The sequence below is a fragment of the Aquitalea magnusonii genome (assembly GCF_003202035.1).
In the GTDB taxonomy this organism is placed as follows: Bacteria; Pseudomonadota; Gammaproteobacteria; order Burkholderiales; family Chromobacteriaceae; genus Aquitalea; species Aquitalea magnusonii.
Genome location: NZ_QJKC01000019.1, coordinates 1 through 13,134, shown reverse-complemented (window position 1 = coordinate 13,134; position 13,134 = coordinate 1). Strand labels below are relative to the sequence as shown.

General features: G+C 63.7%; 12 protein-coding genes and 1 pseudogene. 7 read left to right on the top strand and 6 right to left on the bottom strand.

Translation table 11 applies throughout. The annotated features are described in order from the left end of the window. Positions 1–6 precede the first annotated feature (6 nt). Positions 7–984: a potassium channel family protein gene (locus tag DFR38_RS17175; RefSeq protein WP_059287545.1), complete on the bottom strand. Its 978-nt coding sequence runs from the start codon at positions 982–984 to the stop codon at positions 7–9. Positions 985–1,198: 214 nt separating this feature from the next. Here DFR38_RS17175 and DFR38_RS17170 point away from each other — a divergent pair, with 214 nt between their 5' ends. The 7 genes from DFR38_RS17170 (at position 1,199) to DFR38_RS17140 (ending at position 8,417) form a co-directional block, all read left to right on the top strand. Continuing rightward, positions 1,199–1,600 (top strand): glycine zipper domain-containing protein, encoded by a 402-nt coding sequence (locus tag DFR38_RS17170; RefSeq protein WP_110313675.1) that lies wholly within the window; start codon positions 1,199–1,201, stop codon positions 1,598–1,600. Between the two features lie 219 nt (positions 1,601–1,819). Next, a complete protein-coding gene (locus DFR38_RS17165) occupies positions 1,820–2,317 on the top strand; it encodes a MarR family winged helix-turn-helix transcriptional regulator (protein WP_233170471.1) in 498 nt (165 codons plus the stop codon). Continuing rightward, positions 2,314–4,383 (top strand): FUSC family protein, encoded by a 2,070-nt coding sequence (locus DFR38_RS17160; RefSeq protein ID WP_110313674.1) that lies wholly within the window; start codon positions 2,314–2,316, stop codon positions 4,381–4,383. Before DFR38_RS17165 ends, DFR38_RS17160 begins: the two co-directional genes overlap by 4 nt. Further along, positions 4,380–4,583 (top strand): DUF1656 domain-containing protein, encoded by a 204-nt coding sequence (locus DFR38_RS17155; RefSeq protein WP_059285457.1) that lies wholly within the window; start codon positions 4,380–4,382, stop codon positions 4,581–4,583. Before DFR38_RS17160 ends, DFR38_RS17155 begins: the two co-directional genes overlap by 4 nt. 2 nt (positions 4,584–4,585) lie before the next feature. Beyond that, on the top strand, positions 4,586–5,467 hold the full coding sequence (locus DFR38_RS17150; protein WP_059285480.1) for an efflux RND transporter periplasmic adaptor subunit: 882 nt from the start codon (positions 4,586–4,588) through the stop codon (positions 5,465–5,467). Then, the gene (locus DFR38_RS17145; RefSeq protein ID WP_110313673.1) at positions 5,464–6,906 is read left to right on the top strand and encodes an efflux transporter outer membrane subunit; all 1,443 of its coding nucleotides are present in this window, start codon (positions 5,464–5,466) and stop codon (positions 6,904–6,906) included. The genes DFR38_RS17150 and DFR38_RS17145 overlap by 4 nt, the downstream gene beginning before the upstream one ends. Positions 6,907–7,199: 293 nt before the next feature. Next, a complete protein-coding gene (locus tag DFR38_RS17140; RefSeq protein ID WP_110313672.1) occupies positions 7,200–8,417 on the top strand; it encodes a GGDEF domain-containing protein in 1,218 nt (405 codons plus the stop codon). Here DFR38_RS17140 and DFR38_RS21605 read toward each other — a convergent pair. From DFR38_RS21605 to DFR38_RS17115, 5 genes and pseudogenes are all read right to left on the bottom strand, one after another. Then, positions 8,372–9,355 (bottom strand): annotated as a pseudogene (locus tag DFR38_RS21605) (5-oxoprolinase subunit C family protein). The gene DFR38_RS17140 and the pseudogene DFR38_RS21605 overlap by 46 nt on opposite strands. Then, positions 9,345–10,220, bottom strand: coding sequence for a 5-oxoprolinase subunit B family protein (locus tag DFR38_RS17130; RefSeq protein WP_059287631.1), 876 nt, complete (start codon positions 10,218–10,220; stop codon positions 9,345–9,347). The pseudogene DFR38_RS21605 and the gene DFR38_RS17130 overlap by 11 nt, the downstream one beginning before the upstream one ends. Continuing rightward, positions 10,217–11,635 (bottom strand): acetyl-CoA carboxylase biotin carboxylase subunit, encoded by a 1,419-nt coding sequence (locus tag DFR38_RS17125; RefSeq protein ID WP_110313671.1) that lies wholly within the window; start codon positions 11,633–11,635, stop codon positions 10,217–10,219. Before DFR38_RS17125 ends, DFR38_RS17130 begins: the two co-directional genes overlap by 4 nt. Continuing rightward, positions 11,632–11,874 (bottom strand): acetyl-CoA carboxylase, encoded by a 243-nt coding sequence (locus DFR38_RS17120; protein WP_059287643.1) that lies wholly within the window; start codon positions 11,872–11,874, stop codon positions 11,632–11,634. Before DFR38_RS17120 ends, DFR38_RS17125 begins: the two co-directional genes overlap by 4 nt. 35 nt (positions 11,875–11,909) lie before the next feature. After that, positions 11,910–12,689, bottom strand: coding sequence for a 5-oxoprolinase subunit PxpA (locus DFR38_RS17115; RefSeq protein ID WP_059287644.1), 780 nt, complete (start codon positions 12,687–12,689; stop codon positions 11,910–11,912). Positions 12,690–13,134: the final 445 nt, after the last annotated feature.

Genomic DNA, 13,134 nt, shown 5'->3' with positions numbered 1-13,134 from the left:
CCGCGCTCAGTTGGCGGCTTGCTGGTTGCGGATCAGCAGCAGCGATTCGCCGCTATGCATGATGACTTCCGGGCCGGGAGAAAACTCCACCTCGCCCGGGCTGCGTTCCAGTGCAATCACCATGGCCTTGCTCCCGAAGCCTTCCTTGAGAAAGCTGCCCAGTGGCTGGCCCTCCCAGCGTTCTTCCAGCACATGGATCTGGGCATGAAACTGGTTGGGGTAGCGCTGGTGCAGATGCTCGAAAAAGTGCAGGGTTTCCGGATGGGCCACGATATTGGCCATATTCATGCCGCCCAGGTGGGACGGAATCACCACATTGTCCGCGCCCACCGCCAGCAGCTTCTTGCGCGAACTTTCGTTTTCCGCCTTGGCCACCGCCAGCACTGCCGGGTTCAGGTTCTTGGCGGTCACCACCACAAAGGCATTGTCGGCGTCGGCACTCAGACAGGAAATCAGCGCGCGGGCGTGGGCAATGCCGGCGGCGGTCAGATTCTCATCCTCGGAAGCGTCGCCCACAATGAAGGGCACATCGCGCTCTTGCAGCAAGGCGATATTGGCTTCGTCCTTTTCGATCACCACCACCTGGTGGTGGGTGCCCAGCAATTCTTCCAGCGCGTAGCGCCCGGTGTGGCTCAGCCCGCAAATGATGGTGTGCTGGCGCATGTGCGCAATCAGTTTTTCCATTTTCTTTCGTCTCAGATAAAGCGGCAGGTCGCCCTGGAACAGCATCAGGGTGAGGGAGGAAATGCCATAACCGACCACGCCGGTGCCAAACACGATCAGCGCAATGGTGAAATAACGGCCAGCCAGGGACAGGTTGTGGGTTTCGCCGTAGCCGATGGTGGCCAGGGTGATCACCGTCATGAACAGGCTGTCGGAAAAGCTCCAGCCCTCCACCAGCATGTAGCCACTGGTACCAAACAGCAGGGCGGCAAATACCAGGCTGCTGAGGAAAATGAGTTTACGCGGGAAACTGTTGCGCATGAATGGTGGTGACAGCGTGGGAAAGCGGCATTATAGCGATTCTGATGCTGCATGCATGCAATTTGCTGGGCATGGCCTGTCTCCGGCCGCCTCGGCCATCTGTGTGCAGATATGTCGCAGGGTGGGGCAGGCAATGGTTCTTCACACTGTTTTACAAGCGGTTACCTGACATTGATTAATCTGGACTGGTATCAACGCACTGGAGGTCCAGTCCATGAAAACCCGCATCCTGATTCCCGCGCTGCTGGCGCTTTCCTTTACCGGCATGGCCTATGCCGATGCTTCCGCCATTCTGGGTGGTGCACTGGGTGGCGCGGTGGGCGCCGCTGTCGGCCAGTCCATCGGTGGCCGCAATGGCGCCATCATCGGCGGCGCCGTGGGTGGCAGCGTGGGCACCGCGCTGGCCTATCAGCGTGACGACTACCGCGCTTACCGTCCGGCACCGGCGGCGGTGCCGGTGTACCAGCCGGTGGCTTATGCCGCCCCTGTGCGCTATGTGGAGCCGCCGCGCTATCCGCACTGGCATGAGGAGCGGCACGAGCATGACCGCGACTGGCATGATCGCGGCTGGCGTGGCCACGACTGGCGCGATGGCTATTATCGCCACGGTGATTGAGTCTGTTGCCGTCAAGCAGGCCCTGAGCAATCAGGGCCTTTTTCATTTTGTGCATGCGCTGTTGCTGTCAACTATCGTTGACTGAAGCGCGTGCTGGCGGCTGCTGCGCCTTTGCCGCCGCGCCAGTGCCAGCGCCAGTAGCACAATAGCAACAGCGATAAAGTTGTTGCCTGCCAGGCTGGCTGTTCCCTATAATTGATTAGTAATCAAATCATTTACATGCGAAGCATTATGAACAGTGTCGATTTACTACGGCTAGGCATCACCAGTGCCATCATGCATGCCGGGCGCAAATGGCGGCAGATTTCCCAGGCAGTGGTGCTTACCCATGGCCTGACCGCGCCGGGTGCATCGGCGCTGATTTTCATTGGCCGGCTGGGCGAGGGCATCAACCAGGTGGCGCTGGCCGAGGAAATCGGCATCGAAGGGCCATCGCTGGTGCGGGTTATCGACCAGCTGGCCAGTGCCGGCCTGGTGCGTCGTGAAAAGGACAAGGTGGACCGGCGCTCCAATACCCTGTGGTTTACCGAGCAAGGCCGTGCCCTGAGCGACAAGATCGAGGCCGAGCTGGTGGATTTGCGTGCGCTGGTGTTCAAGGACGTGGCGCCGGCCGATCTGGAAGCCACCTTGCGTGTGTTTGCGGCGGTGGAATCCGCCTATCAGCGGCCGGAACTGGTGGCCGAACTGGCAGCCATGGCTGGCCAGGCGCGCGCATGACGCTGCCGGGCTGGCGTGACTGGCTGTTTTCGGCCAAGGCCTTTGCTGCGGCCATGCTGGCGCTGTATCTGGCCATGGCGCTGTCCTTGCCGCGTCCTTACTGGGCCATGGCCACGGTATATGTGGTATCGCATCCGCTGACCGGGGCCACCCGTTCCAAGGCGGTCTACCGTATTGGCGGCACCTTGCTGGGCGCCTCGGCCGCGGTCATCCTGCTGCCGCTGTTTGTCAATGCGCCCACCCTGCTCAGCCTGGTGGTGGCGCTGTGGACCGGCACGCTGCTGAGCATTTCGCTGCTGGACCGCACCCCGCGCAGCTATCTGTTCATGCTGTCGGCCTATACGCTGCCGATGATTGCCTTGCCGGCGCTCAATAGCCCGGAAGGCATTTTCGATCTGGCATTGGCGCGCAGTGAGGAAATCCTGCTCGGCATCCTGTGCGCCAGCGTGGTGTCGGCGCTGGTGTGGCCGGGCAAGGTGGCGCCCATTTTCTCTGCCCGCATCGCCAGCTGGCTGGGAGATGCGCGCGACTGGGCCTGCGAGCTGCTGCAGCAAAGCGCTGCCGCCAGCCAGCCCATGCATGCCAGCCGCCACAAGCTGGCGGCGGACATCCTGGCACTGGATCAGTTCATCTCCCACCTGTCTTACGACACCACCAGTTTTGCCATGGTGAAAAACGCCCGCGAGCTGCGTGGCCGCATGAGCATGTTGCTGCCGATTTTGTCCTCGCTGACCGAAACCAAGCAGGCGCTGCTGCGGCAGCAGGATGGCATGCCGGCCGGCTTGAGCGCGCTGATGCACGAGGTGGCGCAGTGGATGGCCAGCCCCGACCTGGGCCACATCCGCCGCGAAGCGCCGCTGTTGCAACGACGGCTGGCGGCGCTGAAGCAGCTGATCGCCAGCGGTGACAGCTGGCAGGCGCTGCTGATTGCCCACGGGCTGGCGCGTTTGCAATCGCTGATCAATCTGTGGCTGGACTGCCGCTTGCTGCAGCAACTGATTGCCGAGGAGCATCCCACTTTCCAGTGGAAGCCGGCCTATCGGCACTGGCCGGTGGGCGGCACGGCGCGGCATTACGATTACGGCATGATGGCGTTTTCCTCGCTGCAGGCGTCGGTGGCGATTTTCCTGGCCTGCCAGCTGTGGATACAGCTGGGGTGGACCGATGGTGCCGGGGCGGTAATCATGGTGGCCATTGCCTCTTGCTTCTTTGCCGCGCTGGATGAACCGGCCCCGATGATGCGCACCTTCCTGATCTGGGCGGTGGTGAGCATTGCCCTGACCACCGTGCTGCTGTTCATGGTGATTCCGGCGGCCTATACCTTTGAAATGCTGGTGGCCATGCTGGCCATCCCTTTCCTGCTGGTGGGCACCCTGTTTACCCGGCCGCAGTTCACCATGATTGCCATGATGCTGACGGTGAACACCGCCACCTTCCTCAGCCTGCAAGGCGCCTACGACACCGACTTCACCGCCTTCTTCAATGGCAATGTGGCTACCGTGGTGGGGGTGTCGTTTGCGCTGTTGTTCAGCCTGCTGGTGCGCCCCTTTGGCATCGAGCTGGCCATCCGCCGGCTGCGCCGGGCCAGCTGGCATGATCTGGCCGAAACTGCGGCGGGCCGCCGGCTGGATGATTACACCCGGCTCACCGCACGCATGCTGGACCGGCTGGGCCTGCTGATTCCGCGGCTGGCGGCCAGCGGCAATGAGCAATTGCCACAGGTGTTCAACGAGCTGCGTGCCGGTTTCAGCGTGCTGCATTTGCAGCGGGAAGAAAATGCCCAGGCCGGCCCCGCCGGCGTGGCGGTGCAGCAAGTGCTGGACGCGGTGGAGCGGCATTACCGCCAGGCGCTGGCACAGCGCCAGCAGCCGCAGGCCGATGTGCGCCTGTTGCAATGTATCGACGATGCGCTCAATCAGCTGTTGGCCAGCGGCCGCCGCAGCGACCACCACCTGCTCACCGTGCTCAATGCGCTGGTTGAATTGCGCATCACCCTGTTTCCGGCTGCCGGCAGCTATGCCATGGCAGTCAGCCCACCCTTGCCTGCAGGAGGTTCGACACCGTGATTGGTGAAATCGAAATCTACGGGGTGTATTTCCCCAGCCTGCTGATCCTGATGGTGCTGGCCTTTGGCGTCACCGCCGGCCTGCGCATCCTGCTGGGTCAGCTGGGCTTCTACAAACTGGTATGGCACCGTTCCCTGATGAACTTTGCCTTGTATGTGATTGTGCTCGGCGGTTTCGTCGTGCTGACTCGCGGATGGTAATGATGAAAAAGCTGATAGGCAAAGCAGGGCCGGTGGTGCTGACCCTGATCGTGGTGGTGGCGGCGGTGCTGGTGGGCCGTTATCTGTGGGATTACTACACCAATGCGCCGTGGACGCGCGATGGGCATATCCGCGCCGACGTGGTGCAGATCGCCCCGGACGTGTCCGGGCTGATCACCGAGGTGAAAGTCAGCGACAACCAGCTGGTGAAACGCGGCCAGGTGTTGTTTGTCATCGACCGCGCCCGTTACGCGCTGGCACTCAAGCAGGCAGAAGCGGCGCTGGCGCAGCAGAACGCCGGGCTGCTGCAGGCAAAACGCGAGGCCGCACGCAACCGTGGCCTGAGTGATCTGGTGTCGAAGGAAAACATCGAGCAGAGCGAAGCCCGTGTGCAGCAGGACGAGGCCAGCGTCGCCGCGGCCACCACCGCGGTGGAAGTGGCCCGGCTCAATCTGCAGCGCACCGTGGTGAGCAGCCCGGTGGATGGCTACCTTAACGACCGCACCCCACGGGTGGGCGATTACGTCAGCACCGGCAAGCCGGTGTTGTCGATGGTGGATGCCCATTCCTTCCATGTGGATGGCTATTTCGAAGAAACCAAGATGAACCGGGTAAGGGTCAACCAGCCGGTGGAAATCCAGATCATGGGCGAGACGCACAAGTTGCGCGGTCATGTGCAGAGCATTGCCGCCGGTATCGAAGACCGCGACCGCAGCAATGGCGCCACCCTGCTGCCCAATGTCAATCCCACTTTCAACTGGGTGCGGCTGGCCCAGCGCATTCCGGTGCGCATCACCCTGGATGAGGTTCCGGCCGACTTCCGCATGATTGCCGGGCGCACCGCCACCGTGGCCGTGGTGGCCGGCAAGGGAGAGCAGCCGTGAGCCGGCTGTATCCTGCCAGCCTGCTGCTGGCGCTGACCGCGCTTGCCGGCTGCACCAGCGTCGGCCCGGATTACCATCTGCCGGCCGGCGTGGTCATGCAACGCCAGGCAGCCCAGGGCCGCTTTGCCAATGCCGATGGCCGGCAGACCTCCAGCCAGCCGGTGGCCCCGCGCTGGTGGCAGCTCTACCACGACCCGGTGCTGAACCAGCTGGTGGAGCAGGCGCAACAGGCCAATACCGATTTGCGCGCGGCCACGGCCAATCTGCAAAAGGCACTGGCGGTGGCGAGCCAGGTGAGTGCCGAGGCTGGGCCGCATGCCGAACTGTCGGCATCGGCCGAACGGGCGCGTATCTCCGGCCAGAGCATGTTGCTGGACGTCCCCTTGCCGGTGAGCAATCTGGGAGACGAGGGCATCCGTGTGGCCTACCAGCTTGACCTGTTTGGCAAGCTCAGACGCGGCGACGAGGCTGCCGAAGCCAATAGCGAAGCCAGTGCCGCCGCCCGCGATCTGGCGCGCATCACCGTGACCGCCGAAACCGTGCGCAGCTATCTGCAGATCTGCTCGGCCAATCACGGCTACCAGGTATTGCAACAGCAGTCGGCGCTGCAGCAGAAACAGCTGGAACTGACGCGCCGCCTGGCCGGTGCCGGCCGGCTCACCGCCACCGATGTACTGCGCGCCCAGGCGCAGGCCGACAGCGTGGCGGCCGGCCTGCCGGCCTATCAGGCGCAGCGTGATGCCGCGCGTTATCGCCTGGCCATGCTGCTGGGACAAACCCCGGCCGAGGCGCTGCCGCCTGCGGCACTGGCCTGCGCGCAGGAGCCACAGCTGGCGCAAGCCATTCCGGTGGGCGACGGCCGGGCCTTGCTGGCGCGGCGGCCGGATGTGCAGCAGGCCGAGCGCAAGCTGGCACAATCCAGCGCCATGATAGGCGTGGCCACGGCCGAGCTGTACCCCAGCATCACGCTGGGGGCATCGGCCGGCTTTACCGGCCTGCTGGAAGATGTGGGGCAGCGCTCCACCCAGCGTTTCGGCTATGGCCCGCTGATCAGCTGGACCATTCCCGACAGCGGTGCCCGGGCGCGGGTGACCGCGGCCAAGGCCGACAATGCGGCGGCGCTGGCCCACTTCGACGGGGTGGTGCTCAATGCCCTGCGTGAGGTGGAAACCAGCCTCAGCCTGTATGGCAAGGATTTGCAGCGGCTGGCATTGCTGCGTACCGCGCGCGACAGTGCCCGACAGGCCGCCGCGCAGAACCGCCGCCTGTATCAGGCAGGCCGCTCACCCTATTTGTCCAGCCTGGATGCCGACCGCACCCTGGTCAGCAATGAAATGGCCGTGGCCAGCGCCGAAAGCCAGCTGGCACAGGATCAGGTCAATCTGTTCCTGGCGCTGGGCGGGGGCTGGGAGGAGGGCAAGACCCAGGCCGGCCATTAAGGAGGGCCAGCCGCGCTGAGAGGTCGTGCGCGCCGGGGTGGGCAAGCTGAAGGTATAGACCGTGGATCAATCAGCCAGTGGCATGGCAGGAACTGCTCTTGTCCTGTCCTCGTCGCTGCGCCGTGGTCCGGGTGTACTGTCGATCTTGCCCGCGGCATGCTGCTATGAGGGCCCGTGCTGCAGCCTGGGCGCTGCCAGTAGTGACAATTCATGCCATATGAGTGTTATTTTTGTTGTGCCGGCCCGGTAGTGCATATAGCATCTGCCATCGCCGTTTTCAGTCCGGAAGCCCCATGCCCGCATCTGCCAGCGTCCCCGTATTGCTGCCGGTTTTTCTGGTAACCGATATTTTGTGCGCCTGCATCCTGGCGCAACTGCTGGCCCTGCGCAAGGCCGGTGTGGCGGGCACCCGCAGCTGGATTGCCGCCAATATCGCCATGGTGGCCTATCTGCCGGCACTGGGGCTGCGTGCCGTGCTGCCGCTGGTGTTCAGCGTGGTACTCAGCAACGGGCTGGGTCTGCTTGCCGCCAGCCTGTTCTATATCGGTTGCGCCCGTTTCCTCGGCCGTCCCACCCACGCCCGTGGCTGGTTGCTACTGGTGTGCTGCGCCCTTGCTGGCCTGCTGTGGTTCACCCTGGTGGAGGATGTGATCCGGCTGCGCGTCATCATTGCCTCGGGCGGCATTGCCGTGGTGTTTGTCGCCACGGCCTACCTGCTGTGGCGCCACCGCCCGCCGGGGCAGGGCGCGGCCGTCTACTGGCTGGGCGCATGCTGCAGCACGGCCACCGCCTTGTTGCATGCATCGCGCGCCATCTATTACGGCGCTGGTTTTGGCAATCTGTCCGACCTGTTTGCCAATACGCTGGTCAATGTGCTGTCGATGAGCCTGACCGCGGCGCTGGTGCCCGGTCTGTCCATGCTGGCGGCGGCCATGGTGCAGCAGCAGCTGCTGAGCGATGCCACCTGGCGTGCCGAGCGCGATGGCATGACCGGCACGCTGACCCGGCAAAGTTTCGAGTCGCGCATCGTGGCCGACCTGCAGCGGGCCCATATCAGCGGCGATGCCTTTTGCTTTGTGCTGGCCGACCTGGATTTCTTCAAGCGCATCAACGACAACCATGGCCACCAGGCCGGTGACCGGGTGCTGGTGGCCTTTACCGAGCTGATTCGGCGGCAGCTGCGGGCTGGCGACTATATCGGCCGCATGGGGGGCGAAGAGTTTGGCATTGCCTTGCCGGCCACACCGCCTGCCGAGGCCATGCGTGTAGCCGAGCGCCTGCGTCAGGCCGTGGCCGCGCAGCAGGTGGTGACCGACAGCGGCAGCCTGCGCTACAGCGTCAGCATGGGCCTGGCCGTGCATGCTGCGGGCGCTAGCTTCAGCGATCTGTACCGCCATGCCGACCAGGCCCTGTATGCCGCCAAGCAGGCCGGACGCAATGCCATCGTCAGCCAGGATGGGTCGGCTCAGCAGGCTTGCACCGCCTTGCGCAATTGCTGCAAACCGGCCTGATACTGCTGGCGTGCCTGCAAGGCTTCCTGCATGTCGACTGCGGCAAAGGTGATCCCCTGATTGGGCTGTAATTGCGCCACCACGTCCAGATCGGCACTGATGACCGTGCCCACCATGGCATACCCCCCGCCGGAGACGGCATCGCGCAGCAGGATGATGGCCTCCTTGCCAGCCGGCAGCTGGATCGAGCCGATGGGATAGCCGGCATCCACGATGTTGGACGGATCATCCCCCGCGCCAAATGGCGCTTCCCGTGGCTGAAACTGCAAGGGCATGCCGCCTCTCAGCCGGTAGCCCGTGCGGTCGGACTCCGAGGCCACCGTCCATGGCTCCTGATAGAAACGTGCAGCCGATTACGCCGTGAGGCGATGGGCATACAAGCCGGGCAATACCCGGACCGTCGCCCGCTGCGGCAGGCTGCGCCACAGTGCTGCCGGCAGGCTGCGGCCCAGCGGCGCCACCGCTGCCGGCGCGAGGCCCAGTGGCAGGCTATCGCCAGCCTGCAAGCGTCGGCCCAGATACCCACCCAGGCTGCCCAGCGTATAAGTTGAACGGCTGCCCAGCACTTCTGGCACGTCGATGCCGCCGCTAACCGCCAGATAGGCACGCATGCCGGCGGTGGCCGGCAGGAAATCCAGCGTATCCCCCGCGGCAATCGACAAAACCTGATGTGTGGGCTGTGGCTGGCCATTGATACGTGGCTGCATGGCAGCACCGCAGACGGCAATGCGGCAGGCCACGCTGAATTGCAGCTGCGGACCCAGCAGCGTGCATTCCAGCACGGCAGCGCTTTCCGGGTTGCCCAGCAGCAGGTTGGCGGCGCGGAACGAGTATTGGTCCAGTGCGCCGCAAGGCGGAATGCCCAGGTGATAGTAGCCGTTGCGGCCCGCGTCCTGTACCGAACTGGCAAGGCCGGGCTTGATGACTTTAATGTGCATGGCGGCTTCCCGGTAGTGATTGTGCATAGGCTTGCGGATTGGCCAGGAAGTCTGCCAGGTCGAAACGGACCGGAAAGATATCCAGCTGGAAGCTGCCCGCAGCCACCGCCTGGATGGCCGCTGCGTATTGCTGCTGGGTGATGGGCTTGAAGCGGACAATATCGCCGGGCCGGAACAACACCATGCTGTCGGCCAGATAGGGCAGGCTTTGCTGCGGGTCGTAAATCGGTGCCGGCGTGATGCCGAACATCTGGTAGCCACCAGCCCCTTCTACCGAGTAAATACAGGCAAAACAGCCGCCATGGCCGATGGTCTGGCGCGGGGTGGCGGTGCGCGGGCTCAGGTACTTGGGTACTTGCAACTGCTGATCGCGTTCCACCATCTGGTAGAGAAAGGGCAGGCCGGCGACAAAGCCCACCATGGAGACAAACCACGGCGAACCGCTATGGGCGGCAATAAAGGCGTCTACCGAGTCAAACCCGTTGATCCGCGCCGCGTATTCCAGATCGGTGGATTGCGGGTCCTGATGACGCTGGCGAAAGCGCGCCCCCACTTCCCGCGTCCAGGGGTCGTTATACCAGACCGGGATTTCCAGCAGCCGGGTGTCCAGTAGCGGCGGGCTGTCCTGGACCGACTGCTCCAGCTGGCGCAGCCCTTGCAGCAATTGTTCCGCCGGCAGGATGTCCGGGTCAAAGCGCAGCTGGAACGAGGCATTGGCCGGGCAGATTTCCAGTATCCCCGGCCAGCGCTGCTGGCGCAGCCGTTCGGTGATGGCCATGCCGGTAAAGCAGGCGGGCAGCGACATCGACTCGCTGATTTCGGCAAACAGGAATTCGTCGCCGCCAAAGGTGTAGCGAATGCTCATGCCAGCCTCCCCACGCTGCTGGCCCCCGGACTGGCCGCGGTTTCACTGCCTTGCCAGTGTGTCAGCCACTGTTCCAGAAAGCGGGTGTGGTAGCGTCCGGCACGTACATCGGCATCGGCCAGCAAGGCCAGATGCAGGCCCCCGGTGTGGGCAATGCCGCTGATATGCAGTTCGCCCAGCGCGCGGCGCATGCGGCACAGCGCGCGTTCGCGGCTTTCGTCCCACACAATCAGCTTGGCCAGCATGGAGTCGTAATAGGGCGGGATGACATAGCCCGGGTACAGCATGCTGTCCACGCGCACGCCCGGTCCGCCGGGTAGTTGCAGGCTCTGGATGGTGCCGGGCGAGGGGCGGAAGTCCTGCTGCGGGTCTTCGGCATTGATGCGGCATTCGATGGCGGCACCGCGCAGCCGGATGTCTTGCTGCTGCCAGCGCAAGGGCTGGCCGTCGGCAATCAGCAGCATTTCGCGCAGCAGGTCGAGGCCAGTCACCATTTCAGTGATCGGGTGTTCCACCTGGATGCGGGTATTCATCTCGATGAAATAGAACGCGCCCTGATCAAACAGAAACTCCAGCGTACCGGCCCCGCGGTAGGCTACCGACTGTGCCAGCCGGACGGCGGCCTGACACAGGCGGTCGCGCTGCTGCGCATCCAGTGCCGGGGAGGGGGCTTCTTCCATGATTTTCTGGCGGCGGCGTTGCAGCGAGCATTCGCGCTCGTAGCAATGAATCACCCGCTGGCCGTCGCCCAGGATTTGCACTTCCAGATGGCGCGCCTGCGGCATGAATCTTTCCAGATATAACTGACCATCGCCAAAGGCACTCTGCGCCTCGCGCTGGGCGGCGGCAAAGGCGGCCGGCAATGCAGCGGCGCTGTCGACCACACGGATGCCACGACCGCCGCCACCGGCCACTGCCTTGATCAGCAGCGGGTAGCCGATGTCGCTGGCAGCGGCCATTGCTGCCGCCACATCAGCCAGTGCGCCCAGGCTGCCCGGTACGGTGGCCACGCCGGCGGCCTGGGCGGTGGCACGCGCCTGTGCCTTGTCCCCCATCAGCGCGATGGTGTCGGCGGTCGGGCCGACAAAAATCATGCCGGCGGCTTCCACCTGGCGGGCAAATTCGGCACTTTCCGCAAGAAAGCCATAGCCGGGGTGAATGGCATCCACCTGATGACTGCGGGCGGCAGCCAGAATGGCCGGAATGTCCAGATAGCTTTTGCTGGCCGGTGCCGGGCCGATTTCCACCGTCAGCTCTGCCAGCTGGCAGGCCAGGCTGTCGCGGTCGGCACTGCTGTGGGCCAGTACTGTCTGCAACCCCATTTCACGGGCGGCGCGGAGGATGCGTACTGCAATTTCGCCGCGGTTGGCCACCAGCAGGCGGCGGATATTCTTCAGGACAATGGGCTGGCTCATGTCAGCACCCTGGCCACCGGCTGGCCTATCTCTACGGCCTCGCCATCTTCCACCAGAAAGGCCATTAACTGTCCGCCGTGCCCGGCGGTCATTTCATTGAACTGCTTCATTACCTCGATGCAGGCAATCACGGTATCGGCTTCTACAGGACTGCCTTCTGCCACATAGGGGGCAGCATCGGGGGCCGGGCGGCGATAAAAGGTGCCGGGCAGCGGGGCAGGGATCAGGTGTTCGGGCATGGGGCTTCTCCTTGTATGGCTTGCATTTCGCTGGCTCAGGCGGCGCTTTGGCCTTGTGGCGCGCGAATGGTGATGCCGGCCTCCAGCAGCCGGTTGCGGGTGGTGCGGATCAGTTGCAGTGCACCGGGGGTGTCGCTGTGTATGCAGATGGAGTCGAATGCGATGGGGATGCGCTGGCCGTCCACGGTATCCACCAGCCCTTGCCGGCAGGCCAGCATCACCTTGTCGGCCACGGTAGTGGGGCAGAGCCGGCCCATCTGGCGGGTAAAGACAATGCTGCCGCTGGCATCGTAGTCACGATCGGCAAAGAATTCGCAGATGGCCCTTACCCCCAGCTGCTTTGCCGCAAGGTGGGTGGCCGAACCGGCCATGCAATACACCGCCAGAGCCGGTGACAAGCCTTGCAGCGCTTGCAAGAAGGCCAACGACAGGTCTTCGCTGGCTGCCATTGCCATATACAAGGCCCCGTGCGGCTTGACGTGCTGCATGCGCAAGCCTGCCAGTTGCAGAAAGGCTTGCAGTGCGCCGATCTGGTATATCGCATCCTGCACCAGCTCCTGCACACTGGCCTGGATGGTGCGCCGGCCGAAACCCACCAGATCGCGATAACCGGGGTGGGCGCCCACCGCCACACCGAATTGTTTGGCCAGTGCGACGCTGCTGGCCATGGTGGCCGGATCGCCGGCATGAAAACCGGTGGCGATATTGGCCGATGACAGCAGCGGCATGATGGACGGGTCGTTACCGTCGCCGAGATGCCAGGGACCAAAACTTTCGCCCATGTCGGCGTTCAGGTCGATTACCTGCTTTTGCATGTGCATTCCTGTCTGAGCGTGAGTCAGACCGACACCGTAAGCAGGGGAAGGAAAAGGGGAAAGTTTTAAATTTTGATCGTGTCCCATCAATTATTTTGATACCGCCAAGCGGCCAAGCAGAGAAGGGCGTTCGACCGCATATGCCTTGCCTTGCACGCTGATTTAGCTGTCCCACCAGACAGCTATGCCGCACCTGCTTCACTGCCCGCACAGGCCTGTCCTATCGGAACCAGCTAATGCATCTGATACCGATATTGGACCTTTCACCCGCAAACTCCTCCTTATCTGATTGGCCTGCCACCGCGCATGCTTTGATGATTGCCAACGTCATCAAACCACCCGGACTACTCCCATGCCCAACCCCTACCAGCTCGCCTTCCCCGCACGCCTGGGGCTGGACCTGTCCGTGTTCGCCTTTACCCTCGACGAAGCCCTCGACACCCCC

What these genes read in the sequence shown, in the direction of transcription:
- DFR38_RS17170 (WP_110313675.1), top strand. Translation starts at nt 1,199, where the DNA reads ATGAAAACCCGCATCCTGATTCCCGCGCTGCTGGCGCTTTCCTTTACC.
- DFR38_RS17130 (WP_059287631.1), bottom strand. Translation starts at nt 10,220, where the DNA reads ATGAGCATTCGCTACACCTTTGGCGGCGACGAATTCCTGTTTGCCGAA.
- DFR38_RS17150 (WP_059285480.1), top strand. Translation starts at nt 4,586, where the DNA reads ATGAAAAAGCTGATAGGCAAAGCAGGGCCGGTGGTGCTGACCCTGATC.
- DFR38_RS17165 (WP_233170471.1), top strand. Translation starts at nt 1,820, where the DNA reads ATGCGAAGCATTATGAACAGTGTCGATTTACTACGGCTAGGCATCACC.
- DFR38_RS17125 (WP_110313671.1), bottom strand. Translation starts at nt 11,635, where the DNA reads ATGAGCCAGCCCATTGTCCTGAAGAATATCCGCCGCCTGCTGGTGGCC.
- DFR38_RS17115 (WP_059287644.1), bottom strand. Translation starts at nt 12,689, where the DNA reads ATGCAAAAGCAGGTAATCGACCTGAACGCCGACATGGGCGAAAGTTTT.
- DFR38_RS17140 (WP_110313672.1), top strand. Translation starts at nt 7,200, where the DNA reads ATGCCCGCATCTGCCAGCGTCCCCGTATTGCTGCCGGTTTTTCTGGTA.
- DFR38_RS17160 (WP_110313674.1), top strand. Translation starts at nt 2,314, where the DNA reads ATGACGCTGCCGGGCTGGCGTGACTGGCTGTTTTCGGCCAAGGCCTTT.
- DFR38_RS17175 (WP_059287545.1), bottom strand. Translation starts at nt 984, where the DNA reads ATGCGCAACAGTTTCCCGCGTAAACTCATTTTCCTCAGCAGCCTGGTA.
- DFR38_RS17120 (WP_059287643.1), bottom strand. Translation starts at nt 11,874, where the DNA reads ATGCCCGAACACCTGATCCCTGCCCCGCTGCCCGGCACCTTTTATCGC.